The sequence below is a fragment of the Exiguobacterium sp. s83 genome, assembly GCF_018617095.1.
GTDB classification, from domain to species: domain Bacteria; phylum Bacillota; class Bacilli; order Exiguobacteriales; family Exiguobacteriaceae; genus Exiguobacterium; species Exiguobacterium profundum.
Map to the genome: position 1 here is coordinate 621,333 of NZ_JACSJP010000001.1, position 17,793 is coordinate 639,125.

Annotated in this window: 23 protein-coding genes and 1 pseudogene; 15 read left to right on the forward strand and 9 right to left on the reverse strand. The window is 47.5% G+C overall.

The features are described from left to right. The first annotated feature begins 46 nt into the window (after window positions 1–46). Both KNO73_RS03185 and KNO73_RS03190 read left to right on the forward strand, forming a co-directional pair. A complete protein-coding gene (locus KNO73_RS03185; protein ID WP_214813325.1) occupies window positions 47–622 on the forward strand; it encodes a deoxycytidylate deaminase in 576 nt (191 codons plus the stop codon). Between the two features lie 198 nt (window positions 623–820). Further along, on the forward strand, window positions 821–1,171 hold the full coding sequence (locus KNO73_RS03190; RefSeq protein WP_078146776.1) for a hypothetical protein: 351 nt from the start codon (window positions 821–823) through the stop codon (window positions 1,169–1,171). A 151-nt stretch (window positions 1,172–1,322) separates the two neighbouring features. Here the strand turns inward: KNO73_RS03190 and hisJ are convergent, their stop codons facing one another. Next, the gene (gene hisJ, locus KNO73_RS03195) at window positions 1,323–2,141 is read right to left on the reverse strand and encodes a histidinol-phosphatase HisJ (RefSeq protein ID WP_215112025.1); all 819 of its coding nucleotides are present in this window, start codon (window positions 2,139–2,141) and stop codon (window positions 1,323–1,325) included. Window positions 2,142–2,251: 110 nt separating this feature from the next. Between hisJ and KNO73_RS03200 the strand changes: the two genes are divergently transcribed. From KNO73_RS03200 to hisIE, 9 genes and pseudogenes are all read left to right on the forward strand, one after another. After that, window positions 2,252–3,175 (forward strand): ATP phosphoribosyltransferase regulatory subunit, encoded by a 924-nt coding sequence (locus KNO73_RS03200; protein WP_078146778.1) that lies wholly within the window; start codon window positions 2,252–2,254, stop codon window positions 3,173–3,175. After that, on the forward strand, window positions 3,172–3,780 hold the full coding sequence (gene hisG / locus KNO73_RS03205) for an ATP phosphoribosyltransferase (RefSeq protein WP_078146779.1): 609 nt from the start codon (window positions 3,172–3,174) through the stop codon (window positions 3,778–3,780). The genes KNO73_RS03200 and hisG overlap by 4 nt, the downstream gene beginning before the upstream one ends. Further along, window positions 3,777–4,994 (forward strand): histidinol dehydrogenase, encoded by a 1,218-nt coding sequence (gene hisD / locus KNO73_RS03210; RefSeq protein WP_078146780.1) that lies wholly within the window; start codon window positions 3,777–3,779, stop codon window positions 4,992–4,994. Before hisG ends, hisD begins: the two co-directional genes overlap by 4 nt. After that, entirely contained in the window at window positions 4,991–6,007 is a 1,017-nt protein-coding gene (locus KNO73_RS03215) for a pyridoxal phosphate-dependent aminotransferase (protein ID WP_215112026.1), read from the forward strand. The genes hisD and KNO73_RS03215 overlap by 4 nt, the downstream gene beginning before the upstream one ends. Then, window positions 5,994–6,581 (forward strand): imidazoleglycerol-phosphate dehydratase HisB, encoded by a 588-nt coding sequence (hisB, locus tag KNO73_RS03220; RefSeq protein ID WP_215112027.1) that lies wholly within the window; start codon window positions 5,994–5,996, stop codon window positions 6,579–6,581. The genes KNO73_RS03215 and hisB overlap by 14 nt, the downstream gene beginning before the upstream one ends. Continuing rightward, window positions 6,578–7,165, forward strand: a complete 588-nt coding sequence (hisH, locus tag KNO73_RS03225; RefSeq protein ID WP_215112381.1) for an imidazole glycerol phosphate synthase subunit HisH — start codon at window positions 6,578–6,580, stop codon at window positions 7,163–7,165. Before hisB ends, hisH begins: the two co-directional genes overlap by 4 nt. After that, the gene (hisA, locus tag KNO73_RS03230) at window positions 7,143–7,856 is read left to right on the forward strand and encodes a 1-(5-phosphoribosyl)-5-[(5-phosphoribosylamino)methylideneamino]imidazole-4-carboxamide isomerase (protein ID WP_215112028.1); all 714 of its coding nucleotides are present in this window, start codon (window positions 7,143–7,145) and stop codon (window positions 7,854–7,856) included. The genes hisH and hisA overlap by 23 nt, the downstream gene beginning before the upstream one ends. Continuing rightward, window positions 7,849–8,616, forward strand: a complete 768-nt coding sequence (hisF, locus tag KNO73_RS03235) for an imidazole glycerol phosphate synthase subunit HisF (RefSeq protein WP_215112029.1) — start codon at window positions 7,849–7,851, stop codon at window positions 8,614–8,616. Before hisA ends, hisF begins: the two co-directional genes overlap by 8 nt. Next, window positions 8,565–9,202, forward strand: a pseudogene (gene hisIE / locus KNO73_RS14960) (bifunctional phosphoribosyl-AMP cyclohydrolase/phosphoribosyl-ATP diphosphatase HisIE). The gene hisF and the pseudogene hisIE overlap by 52 nt, the downstream one beginning before the upstream one ends. Window positions 9,203–9,240: 38 nt before the next feature. Here the strand turns inward: hisIE and KNO73_RS03250 are convergent. Beyond that, window positions 9,241–10,164 (reverse strand): DUF7916 family protein, encoded by a 924-nt coding sequence (locus KNO73_RS03250; protein WP_078146787.1) that lies wholly within the window; start codon window positions 10,162–10,164, stop codon window positions 9,241–9,243. Window positions 10,165–10,249: 85 nt separating this feature from the next. Between KNO73_RS03250 and KNO73_RS03255 the strand changes: the two genes are divergently transcribed. Further along, complete coding sequence (locus KNO73_RS03255) at window positions 10,250–10,804, forward strand: maltose acetyltransferase domain-containing protein (protein WP_214684414.1); 555 nt, start codon at window positions 10,250–10,252, stop codon at window positions 10,802–10,804. Between the two features lie 22 nt (window positions 10,805–10,826). On the opposite strand, the gene KNO73_RS03260 is transcribed toward KNO73_RS03255, so the two are convergent. The 7 genes from KNO73_RS03260 to KNO73_RS03290 all read right to left on the reverse strand — a co-directional run bounded on the left by KNO73_RS03260 (window position 10,827) and on the right by KNO73_RS03290 (window position 15,205). After that, window positions 10,827–11,840, reverse strand: a complete 1,014-nt coding sequence (locus KNO73_RS03260; protein WP_215112031.1) for a pyridoxal phosphate-dependent aminotransferase — start codon at window positions 11,838–11,840, stop codon at window positions 10,827–10,829. Further along, on the reverse strand, window positions 11,837–12,604 hold the full coding sequence (locus KNO73_RS03265; protein WP_215112032.1) for a transporter substrate-binding domain-containing protein: 768 nt from the start codon (window positions 12,602–12,604) through the stop codon (window positions 11,837–11,839). The genes KNO73_RS03260 and KNO73_RS03265 overlap by 4 nt, the downstream gene beginning before the upstream one ends. A 123-nt stretch (window positions 12,605–12,727) precedes the next feature. Continuing rightward, on the reverse strand, window positions 12,728–13,237 hold the full coding sequence (locus tag KNO73_RS03270) for a P-loop nucleotide/nucleoside kinase family protein (RefSeq protein ID WP_285222489.1): 510 nt from the start codon (window positions 13,235–13,237) through the stop codon (window positions 12,728–12,730). Window positions 13,238–13,397: 160 nt separating this feature from the next. After that, window positions 13,398–13,748, reverse strand: coding sequence for a VOC family protein (locus KNO73_RS03275; protein WP_214812440.1), 351 nt, complete (start codon window positions 13,746–13,748; stop codon window positions 13,398–13,400). Continuing rightward, entirely contained in the window at window positions 13,745–14,266 is a 522-nt protein-coding gene (locus KNO73_RS03280) for a DNA topology modulation protein (protein WP_214812442.1), read from the reverse strand. Before KNO73_RS03280 ends, KNO73_RS03275 begins: the two co-directional genes overlap by 4 nt. After that, window positions 14,263–14,733: an NUDIX hydrolase gene (locus KNO73_RS03285; protein ID WP_214731096.1), complete on the reverse strand. Its 471-nt coding sequence runs from the start codon at window positions 14,731–14,733 to the stop codon at window positions 14,263–14,265. Before KNO73_RS03285 ends, KNO73_RS03280 begins: the two co-directional genes overlap by 4 nt. After that, window positions 14,726–15,205, reverse strand: coding sequence for a hypothetical protein (locus tag KNO73_RS03290; protein ID WP_251024832.1), 480 nt, complete (start codon window positions 15,203–15,205; stop codon window positions 14,726–14,728). The genes KNO73_RS03285 and KNO73_RS03290 overlap by 8 nt, the downstream gene beginning before the upstream one ends. Window positions 15,206–15,363: 158 nt before the next feature. Here KNO73_RS03290 and KNO73_RS03295 point away from each other — a divergent pair, with 158 nt between their 5' ends. Genes KNO73_RS03295 through KNO73_RS03305 form a run of 3 tightly spaced genes read left to right on the forward strand, consistent with a single transcriptional unit; the run spans window position 15,364 to window position 17,789 of the window. Further along, a complete protein-coding gene (locus KNO73_RS03295; protein WP_214731100.1) occupies window positions 15,364–16,830 on the forward strand; it encodes a phytoene desaturase family protein in 1,467 nt (488 codons plus the stop codon). 10 nt (window positions 16,831–16,840) lie between these two features. Further along, entirely contained in the window at window positions 16,841–17,299 is a 459-nt protein-coding gene (locus KNO73_RS03300; protein WP_214872690.1) for a GNAT family N-acetyltransferase, read from the forward strand. Window positions 17,300–17,357: 58 nt separating this feature from the next. Then, a complete protein-coding gene (locus KNO73_RS03305) occupies window positions 17,358–17,789 on the forward strand; it encodes a YlbF/YmcA family competence regulator (RefSeq protein WP_012726155.1) in 432 nt (143 codons plus the stop codon). Window positions 17,790–17,793 lie beyond the last annotated feature (4 nt).

Below are 17,793 nucleotides of genomic sequence, written 5' to 3' on the forward strand. Positions count from 1 at the left end.
GAAGTCTGAGCAATCAGACTTTCCTTTTCGACGAGGAGGGACTTGAGTGGAGAAGCAACGATTGTGGGATGAGACGTGGTTATTATTCGCTGATATGATGGCCGAGCGGCACTCGAAGTGTGCATCGAAGAGTGTGGCCTGTGTCATTGTAAAAGACGAAAAACCGATTTCAATTGGTCTGAATGGTACACCATCTGGTCATACGAACTGTAATGAAATCTATATCAAGCAAGAAGATGGGTTCTATAAGCATGCCGACTATGTTGCATCGACGGATCTCAATATGATCAACGAACCGGCACGACTCATCCGAGATGGCGTGACATATATCAAGTGTACAGACCCATATGATCACCATCACTGGTCGAAACAACATGAAATCCATGCGGAAATCAATGCGATTGGAAAACTCGCTGCCGATTCAACGAATGCATTTGGTGCGACAGCGTATGTCACGCATTCACCATGTCATGCCTGTTCACTCGCCTTAATTGCGGCACGTGTCGCGCGAGTCGTATATGCCGTCGGTTATGAGCATGGGGATGGGTTAGAATTGATGCGTGAAAGCGGGATTGAAGTGTTACATATGCCACTTGAAAAAATGTACAAAAATACATTGTAAACGTTTTCATTAGGTGATATATTATTAATGTACTGCCAATGGTGTTTTACTCTTCCATTATTCGCCCCTCCTCGGAGGGGCCTTTTTTTGTTCAAAATAAGGTGAGACAAACTTTACACATAATGTTCAATATTTCACAATATACTCTTTATAATCTCTTATATAATAAAAGTAGATTCAAGAGAGGGGAATTTACTCATGGAAAAACTCGTTCGCTTTACAGATGGTGCATATGAAGTAGAGGCGTTGATCACACTCGAAGAAGTGTGGGAAGATAAATTTGCGATTGGCATGCACAAGGAGCTTGCCGTCAAATCATTAACCATTAACGGAAATGAAGTATCAGAGATTAAACATGTTCGTGCACTCCTTCGATACTATCCGACGCTTGGTGTATCAGGAATCTTGTTGGCATTAGATAAGGCGGCTGCTGAGATTGTCGCATTGTCGAAAGATCAAGATCCAGCGCTCCAATACGTTGAACTCGTGGCCATTCAGATGGACGAAGAAGCAACAAACGACTTAAAAACATTATACGCAGCGATGTGATTTCAATTGGGTGAGTCATTTCACCCAATTTTTTATTGCATCTTTTATTCCTTATGGTATGATGTTTACAGATGAAGAAATGGAACGCCATATCGTTGTCAACCATAAGCATGGGGATCTAGATAGCTAGATCGCTGTCAAAAAGCCACGTTCATAGGAACGTGGCTTTTTTTTGTTCAATGAAGTCGAATCCAGCCGCCACATCGTGTGCGAGATGCGCATCCGAACCCATCGTGAACGGGATGTGCAGGTCGTTCGCGGATTTTGCAAGTCCGGCGACGTAAGGTACCCCACAATCCGGTTTTCGGAGTCCGGCCGTGTTGAAGTCAAGTCCGAATCCCCGGTCGGCAATCATCTGTAACAGACGTATTTCTTCCTCCTTTACTTTTGAGCGGTCCCATTCATAGTTTCTTTGATACTTTATCGGGAGATCGAGATGTCCGATACGAGCGACACGGATGTCTTCCCACGAAAATGAGAGACCCTGTTCAATCGACTCATAATAAGCTCTCAAGACGCTCTCGAATGAGCCAAACGCTTTGATGAGTTCATCAAACGTCTCGGCAGAATAATCAATCGGCATATAGGCGCCATCTCTATATAGGAAATGTTGCGATAAAATGACTTCATCAATCAATGGTGCGAAAGGCTTGAGTAAGGCAATGGTCTCTTTCTCTAAATGAGGCAATAAGTCGACTTCTAATCCAACTTTAATGTCGATAACCGCTTGATACTGCTGTTTCATCTGATGCAACGTATCGAGGTATTCTGGAAGTAGATCAATCGACATCGCCGAGTCTTGATTCGGGACCGGGTCGGTGAACGATAGGGGGAAAGGCGCATGTTCTGTGAACGTCATCGTTTGCAAGCCTTTTTCGATTCCGACTTGAATATAGTGTTCAATCGGGTCATTTGTACCGTGTGGACAAAAAGGGGTATGCACATGGCCATCGTGGGTAAAGTTAAACATCGATTACACGTCCTTTTCAGTTCATTTGGTTGACAGGTGTTTATCTGTTTGATAAATTTAACACAATACTTTAGTTTGGTAAAGTGATAACAAGATAAAGGGTGGTTATGATGATTTGGTCAAATTCAAAAGGTTCGATTCCAGAAGGCTGGTATGAACTTCAATCAGGAGATGTCATCCGTCCAAAACGATGGATGTTGTCATTTTTAGAGAAGGCAGAGTCGAGCGGCTACGCAGTCATCGATCCACCGCTTCTCGAATACTATTCACATTATCAAAATTTAGCGCTCTTTGACGAGTCAGCCTATTATCGATTGTTCGGGAACGACGGGGAACTTCTCGTCATGCGCCCTGACTATACACTACAAATCGCAAGAAAGTTAGCAGACGGTCATGAACCGATGCGTGTCGCTTACGCTGGTGCCGTCTATCGTCGGACGGTCAAACATTCCGGGCAACCCCATGAACGGCAACAGCTTGGACTCGAATGGGTCGATGGCGAAGAGAAGGACAGTCATCTAATTGAGTCCTTTCTCGATATGACGGAAGGGGTCCTGCCTACCGAACGTTTGACCATCAAAATTGGGTCAGCAGCCGTCATCTCGCTCATCGCGAAAGAGACAGGGATTCAGGAACGAACATTCCGAAAAATCTTAGCACTTCGAAACTTAGAATCATTACGTGAATTAGCAGAGACGTATCGCTATCCGTTGATTGCGAAGCTGCCCTTTTTAATCGGGAATTCTGCACTCGAAGAATTACGGGCTGAGGCACCGGAATCTTTAAAGGAAGCCATCGATGAAGTCGACGAGGCAGTAAAACACTTGCGTACCATCGGTTTAGAGGTGTCTTACGATTTCGGTCAAACGGGAGACTTTGATTACTACTCAGGATTGACCGTGACGGGAAGTGTGGAAGGCAAGCGTGTCCTTTCAGGAGGACGATATGATTCACTCTATGGACATTTTGGACACTCGAGACGAGCGTTCGGAATGTCGCTCGATTTAGAACAGTTAGATGAGGTGATTAAATGAAAGTAGCGGTCGCGAAAGGTCGGATTGAAAAAGCAGCCCGTCAATTTTTTGTCGAACGTGACTTACCCGTATGGCCAGAGAAGCGGGGACGTGAGTTGACGGTACAAGCAGGAAATCATGAATTCATTTTCGTCAAAGGGGACGACGTCTATAAATATGTGATGCATGGAGCGGCAGATGTTGGCATAGTCGGCGGTGATATTTTACGAGAAAAAACGCCAGGCGTACTCGAAGTCGTCGATTTACCGTTCGGTCGCTGTCGAATGGCCGTGTGTGGTCCAAAAGTTCGACGCAACGGCACAAAGAAATTGAAAGTGGCGAGTAAATATCCGAATATCGCCATATCACACTTTGCATCGAAGCGACAAAACGTAGAAGTCATTGCATTGAACGGGTCAGTCGAACTGGCTCCGTTAACGGGACTCGCTGATTGCATCGTCGACATCGTTGAGACAGGCGCGACGTTGGCTGCAAACGACTTGGAAGAATACGAGGCGATTTTTTCAATCAATGCAAAATTCATCACGAGTGAGACAGCTTTAGCGGAACAGCCTGACGAATTGAAGGCCTGGATTCGAAAGATGAGTCAGGAGGAGAACGCATGAGTACAGAAACGAATCGCTCAAGGCGCGAAGCTTGGGCCGAAGCCGTGAAACCGATCGTGGAATCGATCGAGGCCCGCGGAGACGAAGCGCTGCTTGAGTGGACGAAACAATTCGACGGGGTCGACCGAATTGAATCGGTCGATTTGGCCAGCTTTAATCCGCCAGTCGCATATGCTGAATTGACAGAGGCGCTGTCGTTAGCAGCAGAACGGATTCGTGCATTTCACGCGCGCCAAGTCCGACAAGACGATGTGTTCGAAGATACGATGTTCCGACTTGGGAGACGCTATATGCCGCTGGATTCGGTAGGGGTTTATGTACCAGGTGGGACAGCCGTCTATCCGTCGAGCGTCCTGATGAATATCATTCCGGCGAAAGTGGCCGGTGTCAAACGAGTCGTCATGGTCACCCCACCAAAAGCAGATGGGATTGACATTTCCCTTTTGATTGCAGCAAAAATCGCAGGTGCCGATGAATGTTTTCTAATCGGAGGTGCCCAAGCCGTTGCCGCACTCGCATATGGGACAGAAACGATTCGTCCGGTCGATAAGATTGTCGGACCCGGAAATGCTTATGTTGCGACGGCGAAGGCGCTCGTCTCACACATCGTCGGGATCGACTCCGTCGCCGGACCGTCTGAAGTGTTGATCATTGCCGATGAAACGGCGAACCCGAAGTGGGTTGCCGCCGACCTGCTCGCACAAGCGGAACATGACGTCGAGGCGACGGCGATCGCGCTCGTCACGTCAGAAACCCTTCGCAATCAAATCGAGCAGGAGCTTGAGCGACAATTAGCGCAATTACCACGCCAGGACATTGCGAGAGAATCATTGAAACGTGGCGGAGTCTTATATCGGACAATCGAGGATGCAATCGAATACGCGAACACGATGGCAGCGGAGCATGTCCAATTGGCCGTAAAAGATCCTGAGGTGTTGATGCGTGCGATTCGTCACGGTGGTTCGTTCTTTCTCGGACATGAGGCGGCCGAAGCATTTGGAGACTATATCGCTGGACCGAACCACGTCTTGCCGACAAGCGGGACGGCCCGCTTCTCTAGTGGACTATCGGTCGATGACTTTTATCGCCGTCAGACATTCCTTGAGATGACAGAACTGGATGAGACGATTACAAAGGCCGCGATTCGAATCGCCAAACAAGAACAATTAGAAGGACACGCCCGTGCGATGGCTGTTCGGATGGAGGACGTATGAGACGAAATTATCAGAACATCCCACGCTATGTACCTCATGCCGCTTCGGGATATGCGCTCAATCAAAATGAAAGTCAATATCCGTTACCAGAACGTCTCGAACGAGCTATTCGAGACGTATCACTCGAGGCACTCAGCCGTTATCCAGTCGAAGAATTGCTTGTCTTAAAAGCGAGCTATGCTGACTATGCGGGAGTCGAGCCGACACAACTCATGGTCGGGAGCGGGAGCGATGAGCTATTGGCCATCTTGAGTCAAGCGATTTTGGATACGGAAGACCGTGTGGTCGCACCGGCCCCCGATTTTTCGATGTATGGGATCTACACACAAATTGCCAGAGGGCACTTCACACAACCGGACGAACAGGGTTTGCGTTACGAGACGTTGATTGAGGTCATTCGAGCAACCGACCCTAAACTCGTCTTGATCTCGAATCCGAATAATCCGACCGGTAAGATGTGGACACTAGACGAATTGTCGGACATTGCGACACGTGTACCGTATCTGGTCGTGGATGAAGCCTATATTGATTTCACGATGAAAGATACATTTGTGTCTCGATTGAGCGAATATCCGAACGTCATCATCTTAAGGACGTTATCGAAAGCGTTCGGTCTTGCGAACCTCCGGATTGGTTTCATGATTGCATCTGAAGAAATTATCGAACAGATCGACCGGTTCCGTTCACCGTTCAACGTGAGTGGACTCAGTGCCGCTGTCGCCAACGTCGTCTTACGGGATAAAACGTATATTCAAGAGTCGATTCAGTTCCATACTGCTCAACGTGAGAAGTTAACGGAGTTGTTACGACCGATTGGTGAGATTTTACCGAGCCGTGCCAACTTTATCTATGTCAAAACGGATGATAGCGAGGGATGGGCTTCCCGCTTCCTTGAAAAAAGAGTCCATGTACGTGCATTTCCGGATGGATTACGTGTCAGTGCAGGGACGGACGAGGCGTATGCCTTAATCCAACAAACGATTGAAGAGGTGAATTCTGTTGAGAACAGCTGAACTAAAGCGTGAAACAAAAGAGACAAAAATTGATATTCAATTAAATCTAGACGGAACAGGTGAAAGTTCTATCCAAACAGGGGTCGGCTTCTTCGATCACATGTTGACGTTACTTGCTTTTCACAGTCAGATGGACTTGCATGTGAAAGTTGAAGGTGATACGTGGGTCGATGCCCACCATACGGTCGAGGATGTCGGGATCGCACTCGGTCAGCTTATCGCCAAGTCACTCGGGGATAAAGTCGGAATTCGCCGCTACGGGTCGAGTTACATGCCGATGGATGAGACGCTAGCACGAGCGGTCATTGATGTGTCAGGGCGTCCCTTCCTCGTCTATCAAGCGGATATTCGCAATCCGAAGCTTGGCGATTTTGATACCGAGCTCGCTGAGGAATTTTTCCGGGCCGTTGCCATGAATGGTCGACTTACACTGCACTTAACTGTCCTGTACGGGTCGAACTCACATCACATGATTGAAGGGTTGTTCAAAGCGTTCGGACGAGCGCTTGCCGAGGCGGTCTCGAGCGATGGGACGAATCGTCTCCCTTCTACGAAAGGATGGATCGAAGGATGAAAGTAGCGGTCATCGATTATGGAATGGGAAACGTATTTAATGTCGAACGTGCGTTACAGGCCATCGGTTGCTACGTCGTAATCACGAACGATGCAAAACAAATTGAAGAGGCGGATGCTATTTTACTTCCTGGCGTCGGTGCTTTTCCGCAAGCGATGCAATCACTCGAACAAACGGGACTCATCCCACTATTGCAACGAATGGCGACGGAGAAACCGTTTTTGGGAATCTGTCTTGGGATGCAGCTCTTGTTTGATTCGAGCACGGAAGGGATGCCGACAAAAGGTCTCGGGTTGATTCCGGGAACGGTCGAGCGGATGCGAGCGAAGCGTCTTCCACACGTGGGATGGAACTCGATCCTCCGTGATGAGGATGTCTATTTTGTCCACTCTTACCACGCCGTGACAGATGAAGAGCACATCGTGACAGCGGCTGAATACATGGGTGAGAAAGTTCCGGCAATCGTTCAAAAAGGGCTCGTGACGGGCATGCAGTTTCACCCGGAAAAGAGCGGGACGTTCGGTCTCAGCTTACTTCAAGAATGGAAGGAGGCGGTCGAGCGTGAGATTACTACCCGCCATTGATTTGATTGGAGGCAAGATCGTTCGTTTGACAGAAGGTGATTTTTCTACGGAAGAACAATACGGAGATCCGTATGAATTATTAAAAGCGTGGCAAGGAAAAGTTCCGATGATTCACTTGATTGATTTAGAAGGGGCCAAGGCAGGTGAGCCGCGTCATTTAGACGTTGTCCGTTATGCGAAGTCTCTAGGGTTCCTTGTCCAGACAGGAGGTGGGATTCGTTCAGAAGCCGCACTTGATGCGGTCATGGAAACGGGTGCGGACCGCGTCCTTTTAGGAACGAAGGCGTTTACGGATTCTGACTTTTTGGACAAGGCGATTGAAAAGTATGGCAAGCGAGTCGCTGTGGCACTCGATGCCTATGACGGGAAGGTGGCCATTAACGGATGGCAGGAAGCGACAAAGCTCGATGACATCTCGGTCGCACAAGACCTTGTCAAACGGGGGATCGAGACGATTCTATATACCGACATCGGATCTGACGGGAAACTGAATGGACCGAACGTTTCTCGCATGAAGGCGTTACGTCAAATCGTCAATGTCACATTGATCGCTTCAGGCGGTGTGACGACTGAAGAGGACGTGAAGGAACTGAAGATGGCAAAAATTGATGAAGCCGTCGTCGGAAAAGCGCTCCTGTCCGGCAAGGTGAGTATCGAAGAACTGATTGAATGGGAGGCGCGTTATGCTTAAACGCAGAATTATTCCATGTCTTGACGTGAAAGAAGGCCGTGTCGTCAAAGGAATCGAATTCGTTCAACTACGAGACATCGGGGACCCGGTCGAGATTGCGAAATATTATGATGAGTCCGGAGCCGATGAACTTGTCTTTCTTGACATCACGGCAAGTACGGAGCGTCGCCAGACGATGCTCGATGTCGTCAGTGCGGTAGCGCGGAAAGTATTCATCCCGCTGACGGTCGGAGGTGGGATTCGTTCACTCGAGGATATCTCGTCACTATTAAAAGCAGGGGCGGACAAAGTATCGTTGAACACGCTCGCTGTAGAATCCCCAAGTCTCATTCGTGAAGCGGCCGATCGTTTCGGTTCACAATGTATCGTCGTCGCAATCGACGTAAAGTTTGAAGATGGCGAATATTATGTGTACACATATGGTGGAAAACAGAAGACGGACCTGTTGGCGGTCGAATGGGCGAAACAAGTGGCCGCGCTCGGTGCGGGTGAACTTCTTGTCACGTCCATGAACCAAGATGGAAAGCAGAACGGTTATGACCTTGCGATTTTAGAACAACTTCGTGAAGTCGTCGACATTCCGATTATCGCATCCGGTGGGGCAGGCAATGCCGAGCACGTAGTCGAAGCGCTTGAGAAAGTCGATGCCGCATTACTTGCATCCATCTTACATGACCGAAAAACGACAGTAGAAGAGGTGAAGCACGTATGCACGAGTCACAACTTGCCGATGCGGTTCGTTTCGACGAAAATGGACTGATTCCCGCCATCATCGTCTCAGACGACGACGGGGCGGTCCTCATGCTCGGATATATGAATGATGAGGCAATCCGACAGACGCTTCGTGAACGGGTCGTCACGTTCTGGTCTCGTTCAAAAGGGCGGCTGTGGATGAAAGGAGAGACGAGCGGAAATACATTAGACGTCGTCAGCATCCACGTCGACTGTGACCAGGATGCGCTTCTCGTTCGTGTTCATGCGAACGGTCCGACGTGTCATACCGGTAATCGAAGCTGTTTCTTTACGGAGGTGAACGTATGATTCATGAATTGGAACAATTGATTCAATTTAGAAAAAATGAACCGAAAGAAGGTTCGTATACGACTTATTTATTGGAACAAGGCGTTGAAAAAATCGCGAAAAAGTTCGGGGAAGAAGCGTTTGAGGTCGTCATTACTGCTATGACGGATGAAGACTTGGTTGAAGAGTCAGCCGACCTTCTGTATCACTTACTCGTCTTGTTAGCAGCCAAAGGTGTGCGCTTAGAGGATGTGGAAGCGTTACTCGCCAAGCGTCACGGTACTACCACACCGGCGAAACCACGTCGCGACGTCACGGAATGGTAAATAAAAGAGGAAGGAGACGCGCTCCTTCCTCTTTTGTATTACCGATTGACCGAGGCGGCCATGCGAATGTATGTATGACGTCGCCCGCGAATGGCAATGGAAAGTGCCTGAATGTTCTCTGGGACGGCAATCCCCGACAGTCCGGCGTCACCGATGTGCACGATGTCTGCTCCGCCTCGTTTTGAAGAGAGCGCAATCTCCCGAACGGTCGCAACATCTGCACCTTCTTGTGACGTTCCAATCGCCGCTAACGTGAGAGCACCGAGCGATTGCAACTCCTGAACGAGTTCGTAGAACGATTCTTCACGGACACCAGGTACGGTGCCTGGAGCTGGTAGTAGGATAATGTCTGCGCCGGCTTCGACGAAGCGGATATACGCGTCGCGGTCCAATACATTGCCGGCACCAGCCTGATGCATTTTCCCGGCAATGATGACCCCTGCGAATTCACGACGCGCTTGGATGATCGCTTGTTCGATGGCTTCATTCGTAACTCCGGTATTCGGATTGCCTGTCAAACAGACGAAGTCAATCCCGAGCTCAGATGCTTTTTGGAACGCTTCGATTGAAGCGAGCCTGCCTCGTTTCACTTCATTCATCTCGGACGACTTCTCTGAAAAATCGACAGGTTCCAAGTTGACTCCAATTGGCAATCCGATCAGACGTTTTAGTTCTAGAATCGGATGGTCGCTCATCTCATCACCTGGCATGTCGCCGAACAGCGCGTGACTTTCGAGTCCTTTGATGTACGGGTGAAACACATCCAACATATTCAATAAAATCAAATCGGCACCGAACGCTCGCGCGAGTTCTGCGTTTGTCACTTCTGGATAGAGTGGCTGCACCGTTGGGATGACCTCGGCCATGACCGTTCGACCTTCTGCTTTTCGAATCGAATCGACTAAATCTTGACGATTAAACGTGATAAAATCACTTGCCCGACATTCCAGTATTCGTTTCATATGATCTGCCTCCTTCTGCTCATCCTTATCTCTATTCCCTATACCGTTCAAAAATCCTCTATACTACAAGTGAGGAGGGATGAACATGACAGAAAAAGAGAAGATGATTCGTGGTGAACTGTATTTAGCTGGTGATGAAACGCTCGTTACAGACCGTAAGCGTGCCCGGAGATTGACTGAACGATTCAATCGTTTAGGGATCGATGAGTTGGAAGAACGAAATGAGATTCTTAGTGAGTTACTCGGTTCAACGAAAGGGTCGTATTATATCGAACCGAATTTCAAATGTGATTATGGGTATAACATCCACGTAGGAGATCGATTCTATGCGAATTTTGATTGTATCTTTCTAGACATCTGTCCCATCACGTTTGGGGATGACTGCATGCTTGCGCCGGCGGTACATATTTACACGGCAACACACCCGATCGACCCGATTGAGCGCATCTCTGGATATGAGTTCGGGAAACCCGTGACCATCGGGGACCGAGTATGGATTGGTGGTGGGGCCATCATCAATCCGGGGGTGACGATTGGGGATGAGGCAGTCATCGCATCCGGTGCCGTCGTCACAAAAGATGTACCACCTCGAACAGTCGTCGGAGGAAATCCGGCACGTGTGATCAAGACGATCGACTGACAAAAACTCCTGAACACGAGGTTCAGGAGTTTTTTACATGACTTGTTTTCTTGTATTTCTGAATAGCTGTATGTACAAGATTAAGCGCCGACTCGTCTCCGATCGTCACCCGAATCCCCGTAGGTTGTTTCGACGTGTGTACGTTCAAGTCAGTAAAATGGGCCCACACTACTTCAGGTTGCTCGAGCTCGACATACAAAAAGTTCGTCGTGGCAGGGATGACATGACCGATGGTTTCGAAGGCTTGCGCCCACTTTTGCCGCATCTCGTCATGCCATTCGATTGTTTCTTGAAGATAACTCGCATCTTTTAAGAAGATATTGCAGATTTTAGCACTCACTCCGCTGATATTAAATGGCGGGATGAATTGACGGAAATAGTGTGCGAGTTCGCAGTTTGTCACCATGAATCCGATTCGTACATTTGCCAATCCGAATGCTTTTGACATCGTGCGAAGGACGATGAGATTCGGAAGGGTGGCAATGAACGGGATCATGCTCGCATCTGGTGTGAAGTCCATGTACGCCTCATCCACCACGATATATGGCACGATTGAGGCGAGATGCGTCAACTCTTCTACGGTCCAAAGCTTCCCGGTTGGATTGTTCGGATTCGAAAGGAGAAGAAGCTTTGGATGATGCGTCTCAATCGCCTTTACCATTCCTTCATACGATAAATCAACGGCTTGAACATGATGACCGTGTGCGATAGTCGTGAAGATTGGGTACATCGAAAAGTCAGGTGCCGGAGACAAGACCACGTCATGTGGTGCGAGCAATGCTTGCGTCACGACATGAATCATCTCATCACTCCCACAACCGACTAGTAATTGCTGAGGTGTGACGCCAACGTACGCAGCGTATTGTTCGAACAATTCATTGATCGGTTCGACCGGATATTCGTGTAAGTCATCATACGTCAACGAATCAAGCTGATTCTTGATGCGGTCAGGTAACGGGAATTGACTTTCATTTTGGTTTAACCGATGTCCCGTCGGATATACGACGGGATAGATCGGTAGCTCGACTTGTCTCATTCAGTTGGCTCCATCGAGAACCATTTTTTCACCAATTCATCGATTTCGCCAGACTCCATCATCTTGTTCAATTCTTCGTTGAACTGGTCGCGTAACTCATCATCTAATTTGAAGGCAGCAGCTGATCCTTTTTCGCCATCCTCTTTCAAAGCGAATGTATAGAAGCTGTCATCTTGGTCTAAATACTTTTGTGCGACCGTGTCTTCGATGACCATTGCATCGATTCGACCTGTGTTCAACTCTTGAACGATTTCAGGGATCTTGTTCAACGATACGAGTTCAGCCTCAGGTGCTTGTTCTTTAGCGATATTTTCTTGAATCGAAGCCGTTTGGACACCGATTTTCTTACCAGACAAATCTTCGATTGCCTGAAGGGACTTGTCTTTAGTCATGATCAAGTTTGTCGCGGATAGATAGATGTCTGAGAAATCGGCATTCTCTTTACGCTCTTCTGTTGGCGTCATCCCGGCCATGACGAAGTCGACACGCCCGCTATTGAGGGCTCCGAGTAAGCTACCGAAGTCCATATCTTCAATCTTCAATTCGTAACCGAGGCGTTCTGTGATTGTCTCCGCGATTTCAATATCAAATCCGACAATCGCATCTCCGTTTGCCGTATCGACAAATTCATATGGGAAGTAATCGGCGCTCGTCCCCATGACGAGCGTTTTTTGTTCTGTCGCTTCACCTTCTGTCTCTTGACTACATGCACCGAGTAATACTGCGCTCATCATAAGTGTACCTGCTAATAACCATTTTTTCATATGTGTATAATGCCTCCCTGTTGTAGATGAGACTAAGTGTATATGTATGATTATTAATTGTAAAGCATAAATATACAAAATTATCAAAAAGAGAAGCACTTTCTATCTGAAAGCGTTCTCTTCTTAGTTTTTCAACAGATACGACATAATTCGCTCAATCGGAATTTCTCGATTGTCCATCGTAAAGGTTTGTAAGTAAGAATGGTTAGTAGGCCGTTTGCAGTGTTCATTCATCTTAGACCAATTCTCATACGAAACTTGATCAATTTGACTCGGTCGTCTGACACGGTTTCGAAGTCGTGTGTTAATTTCTTCGTAATCTTCATGACGACACTCGATATAACGATAAGTCGCTCCGTACTTGGTGGAAATCGCTATCCCTTTATCGAGTATTTCATCATAGAGACAAGGACTGTCGAGAATGACGTTTTGTCCAAGTGATAGGTGATACTCGACGAGGGACCAATCGACATCATAAGCCATCTTCCCGATTTCTCCATCCGAGAAGTTGCCATCAGGAAGCGTATGGAGTAGGGCGGTCTTTGAAACATCATGATCGATGATGACTGCGGGTACGTGTTGGATGATACGCTTAGCCAATGTGGATTTTCCTGATCCAGGTGTTCCAGACATTTGAAGAAAAAACAGATGATCACCTCACATCTAAGTAGGAGCAAATTTTATTACTCATACAACTTGATTTATTTGTTAAAAAGGCTCATTTCCTAAAGATAATCTTCGATACAATCGACCTGAATAACCTGATAAGGTTAGTTAAAGGTTTGATCCGATGTTAGCATTTGCATACCATGATGACGTTCCCGTCAAGATCTTTGAAATTGAACCAATGTTCATGCTCAATGGGTGTAATGACCTCAATATCGTGTTGAGCCATATAATAATAAGCTTGATGAATATCGTGTGTATTTAAGTGAAATAGTGGTGTCTGGATGATGTTATCTTTTGAGTAGATGTTACTATCTAAAACGAGGTTGGTACCCTCTAATGGAATGACATATAAATGGTCGAATAAGATTTCTCCTTTTGTTGAAAGATCGAATAAATCACAATACCAGTCACGCGCTTTTTGAATATCACTCACCGGAATAAAGATGGTGCCGATTTTGTGAAGGATAGGGTTCATAAAAATTCCTGCCTTTTTAATTGATGAATGAAGTTTGCAACATCTTTCCGAGATTTTAAGAAGATGATCTGTTTCTCGTGAGAATATTGTTTGATTCGTTTGACCATCTCCGGCTTTTGAACGTCAGGAAAATTCCAAACCCACTTGAGGAATGCGAAATCGAGTTTTTCCTCACAGGATGCGCCCATGTCCGGTCGCGTCGTACCACGATATCGGACGACTCGTTTAAGGACACGGTATATACAGACGATGCGGGGAAGATCGATTAAAATGACAGTGTCCGCTGCCTGCAGTCGTAAATCAAGCGTATTCCCGAAGTTTCCATCGATGATCCATTGATCTTTCTTCACAAGCTGTTGTTGGATGTCGATTCGTTCTTCACTTGGTGCCATCACCCATCCTGGTCTCCACATGAGGGCGTCTAAATGATAGACATCGAGATGTAATCGTTCACCGAGTTGACGGGCGAGTGTGGATTTCCCCGCACCACCAGAACCGATGATCATGATGCGTTTCATATAGTCACTTCTTTCATTGATGGACTCGATAAGATTAACTTTGCCCGTGCATCCATGTTTTCTGGTAGATTTTGTAGTGAAAAATATTTTAAATCTATTCCTTCATCATCGTTTAAACATAACGTGCCCGTCACTGTGTCAGTGATGAATAAATGGGTAACATTATGTACTTGATCGCCATTTGGATACTCAAAGAAAAAATCAGGTCCAGAGAAAACTGAGATTAAAGTTAATTGGTTGGAAGAGAGACCCGTTTCTTCATACAATTCTCTTTGTGCTGTTTGTTCAATTGTTTCTCCGGGTTCCATCGCCCCTCCAGGAAGTCCCCATTCCTTTGTATCTTTCCTTAGTTGAAATAAAAATTCTTGATTATCATTTTGTACAGCTACTGCAGCACCGACCATAATGAAAGGACGGTTACCGATGAGCTCTCTCATCGAATGTATATAATTTTTCAACTTATTCATCCTCCAATACAATCCATTTCTTCAATTGACCGTCCTCTTCGTAAATGACCCGCACATCCATCTGTCCGATGACGAGACGTTGTTCCGAACTGAACACGACGATCGGATAGTTCGTGGACACCGGCTTGTCTGTCTCAAAGATCGGGCTATGCGCCTGCATCGCGTAATAGCCGTCCGATCTCGTGTTGGCTGCGCCTGCATCAATCTGTGTCACATGGTCAAATCCTCTCAGTCTGAGCACATAACTATAAGACGTCCTCGCTCCTTGTTCGAGACGCCATTCTTCGATGATGGCTGATTTGTCGTCCATTGATCGTTCTTCTAGCACTTTCTGTGCCGTATACTCTTTTTCGTAAGGAATCATCTCCTGGATGCTGACGACGGTCATCGTCGCAAGCTTGAGCGATTCCTCGGAAGGTGGGGTAATCAGTATACCAATAAAGATGAGGATGGGAATTAATAAATAAACCATGACACGACTACGCATTTTCATCACCTTACCTTTTCAGACTGTAAACTATTTCTGCATAAGAGAATCAGTTCCCTTCAAAAGACTGCTGGAATCTCAAAACCGATTCATTACTTCAAGTTTTTGAATGAGCAGGTATGATATAAAGAGGAGGGATGTATATGAAAATCGGGGTCGTAGGTGGAGGCGTTGCGGGTTTGACTGCAGCTGCGCTCGTGCAGCAGAAAGGGCATGATGTGATTGTATTAGAAGCATCGCGTGAGTGGGGTGGGTGTGCCGGCAAGTTTCAACGGGGTGACTATTTGTTTCCTGCAGGGGCAACGCTCGGGATGGGGTTCGAACGAGGAGGGGTCCATCAGCGGGTTCTTCAGAAATTGGGCGAATCGGTCGAGGTGACGTTACTGGACGCGGTGATGGACATTCAACTGCCTGACGTCACCGTCACTTACTATCGCGACCGCAAGCGTCTGCTTGATGAGCTCAGTCGCGTATTCTCAGAGCATTATGAGTCCATCCATGCGTTTTACCGTGAAGTGTGGGGAGACTTTGAGAAGATTCGTCCGTTGTTTCAGCAGTTACCTGCACTTCCGCTACGCACGACATCAGACATGGTTTACGCGCTGAAAGGTTTTCGACCGAATCAAATCACAGCGCTCCTCAAACTCCAGCGACCACTCGGTGACACGTTAGCTCGCCATGGATTAAACGGTACGATGTTCGAGCGATTTATCGATGGCGTCCTGCTCGACAGTTTGCAGACCGGTGCGAAAGAAGCGAGTCATTTACTCGGTGCAGTGGCGCTGTCGGTCTATCATGAAGGAGCGTACTATGTTGAAGGTGGACTGTATCAATTGGCTCATGCGTTAGAGCGCGCTGTTCGCACGTTTGGTGGCGAGACGAAATTAGGGAGAGACGTCCAGTCCATCGAACGAGTGACGGATGGATGGCTCATCACCGATCGAAGAGGACGACTTGAACTGGTCGATGTCATTGTTTCCGCCATCCCGATTGAACGGACGAGCAAACTTCTGAGAGGACAGGAACAACGACGCTTCAAACGACAATACCGCAGACAATTGAAGCAGTCGCAATGGGGCACGTTCAGTCTCTATCTCGTCTTGCCTGAGAATGTGTGTCGACAGAAACCGCTGTTTCAACAAATCTATCACGAGCGATTACCGAGTGGGCATGCGTTCATTTCCATGTCCGCGCCGGATGACGTGTTGCGTACAGAAAAACCGGAACGGACCATCACGGTATCCACACATATCGATTTATCAGAATGGCAACATTGGAAAGACCGGGCGGCATATGAGAAACTAGAACAAGATTGGACCAATCGTCTCGTCGACGTCGTCGCGACTGCATTTCCCGATTGGGACCGTGAGTCGTCACTTCTCCTTCCTGGTGGACCAGGGGCATGGGTGAAGTATACGAAGCGTCCACATGGTGCAGTTGGGGGATATGCCCAGACACCAAGCCAGGCGTTGTTCCGTGCCGCAAGTTATCGCACTGACTTGCCGAACTTTTATGTATGCGGGGATACCGTATTTCCAGGGGCGGGGACGATTGGCGCAATGACGAGCGGGTTACATGTCGCCCGAGCACTCGGAGTGACGATTGATTAGGGGGATATTGATGAAGAAAAAAGCATTTGATGAACTGACAACATTGGAATTGTATCGCTTACTGGCGCTACGGACTGAGATTTTCGTCGTCGAACAGAACTGTCCGTACCAAGAGGTGGATGGAAAGGACGTAGCAGCCATTCATTATTGGATAGAAGAAGATGGAGAGATCGTCTCTGCCCTTCGCGTGCTGACGAAAGCATCTCCGGTCGCCATCGGACGTGTCGTCACGAAAGCGACGCATCGAGGGAAAGGGTATTCCCGCCTCTTGATGGATGCGGCAATCATGGACTTCGGTCATGAGACATTATATCTGCAAGCGCAGACGTATGTGGAATCTTTTTATGCATCGTTTGGCTTCAAACGGACGAGTGATGTGTATCAAGAAGACAGCATTCCGCACGTCGATATGTTACGTGAATCCACGAATCCCGCTAGTACCGTTTCCGAATCGTTCATGTTAGAATGAGAAAGAACATTCACGTGCCATTGAGCACGATTACATTATAGACATAAAGGGGTTTACAATGGTGACCGATCAACAAGTAATTGCAAAAGCAAGAGAATTGGCAGACGTATTAGCACAAACACCAGAAGTGGCGCGTTTCAAAGAAGCGGAAGCGAAAGTGAACGGAAGTGACCGCGTACAGACGTTGATTAAACGAATCAAGTTCTTACAAAAAGAAGCCGTCAACTGTAAGCACTACGGCAAGACGGAAGCACTTGCGAAAGTCGAGCAAAAGATTGATAAAGCGATGGAAGAACTTGACTCGATTCCCGTCGTTCAAGCGTTCCAAGAAACACAAGTCGAAGTGAACGATTTGCTTCAATACGTGACGGTCACGCTCGCGAACTCCGTGACGGACCGTATCATCGAATCGACGGACGGCGACGTCCTTGCAGGGAAGACAGGGAGCGGCATGGCGGCTGAACAAGCACGCGGCGGCTGCGGATACTAAAACG

Bases quoted from the DNA above. Each gene is read 5' to 3' on its own strand.
- KNO73_RS03270 (WP_285222489.1), bottom strand. From the start codon at position 13,237: ATGTCTGGAACACCTGGATCAGGAAAATCCACATTGGCTAAGCGTATC.
- KNO73_RS03295 (WP_214731100.1), top strand. From the start codon at position 15,364: ATGAAAATCGGGGTCGTAGGTGGAGGCGTTGCGGGTTTGACTGCAGCT.
- hisD (WP_078146780.1), top strand. From the start codon at position 3,777: ATGAGTACAGAAACGAATCGCTCAAGGCGCGAAGCTTGGGCCGAAGCC.
- KNO73_RS03215 (WP_215112026.1), top strand. From the start codon at position 4,991: ATGAGACGAAATTATCAGAACATCCCACGCTATGTACCTCATGCCGCT.
- KNO73_RS03260 (WP_215112031.1), bottom strand. From the start codon at position 11,840: ATGAGACAAGTCGAGCTACCGATCTATCCCGTCGTATATCCGACGGGA.
- KNO73_RS03255 (WP_214684414.1), top strand. From the start codon at position 10,250: ATGACAGAAAAAGAGAAGATGATTCGTGGTGAACTGTATTTAGCTGGT.
- KNO73_RS03300 (WP_214872690.1), top strand. From the start codon at position 16,841: ATGAAGAAAAAAGCATTTGATGAACTGACAACATTGGAATTGTATCGC.
- KNO73_RS03265 (WP_215112032.1), bottom strand. From the start codon at position 12,604: ATGAAAAAATGGTTATTAGCAGGTACACTTATGATGAGCGCAGTATTA.
- KNO73_RS03285 (WP_214731096.1), bottom strand. From the start codon at position 14,733: ATGAATAAGTTGAAAAATTATATACATTCGATGAGAGAGCTCATCGGT.
- KNO73_RS03305 (WP_012726155.1), top strand. From the start codon at position 17,358: ATGGTGACCGATCAACAAGTAATTGCAAAAGCAAGAGAATTGGCAGAC.
- KNO73_RS03290 (WP_251024832.1), bottom strand. From the start codon at position 15,205: ATGGTTTATTTATTAATTCCCATCCTCATCTTTATTGGTATACTGATT.
- KNO73_RS03190 (WP_078146776.1), top strand. From the start codon at position 821: ATGGAAAAACTCGTTCGCTTTACAGATGGTGCATATGAAGTAGAGGCG.
- hisF (WP_215112029.1), top strand. From the start codon at position 7,849: ATGCTTAAACGCAGAATTATTCCATGTCTTGACGTGAAAGAAGGCCGT.
- KNO73_RS03275 (WP_214812440.1), bottom strand. From the start codon at position 13,748: ATGAACCCTATCCTTCACAAAATCGGCACCATCTTTATTCCGGTGAGT.
- KNO73_RS03280 (WP_214812442.1), bottom strand. From the start codon at position 14,266: ATGAAACGCATCATGATCATCGGTTCTGGTGGTGCGGGGAAATCCACA.
- KNO73_RS03250 (WP_078146787.1), bottom strand. From the start codon at position 10,164: ATGAAACGAATACTGGAATGTCGGGCAAGTGATTTTATCACGTTTAAT.
- hisG (WP_078146779.1), top strand. From the start codon at position 3,172: ATGAAAGTAGCGGTCGCGAAAGGTCGGATTGAAAAAGCAGCCCGTCAA.
- hisH (WP_215112381.1), top strand. From the start codon at position 6,578: ATGAAAGTAGCGGTCATCGATTATGGAATGGGAAACGTATTTAATGTC.
- hisJ (WP_215112025.1), bottom strand. From the start codon at position 2,141: ATGTTTAACTTTACCCACGATGGCCATGTGCATACCCCTTTTTGTCCA.
- KNO73_RS03200 (WP_078146778.1), top strand. From the start codon at position 2,252: ATGATTTGGTCAAATTCAAAAGGTTCGATTCCAGAAGGCTGGTATGAA.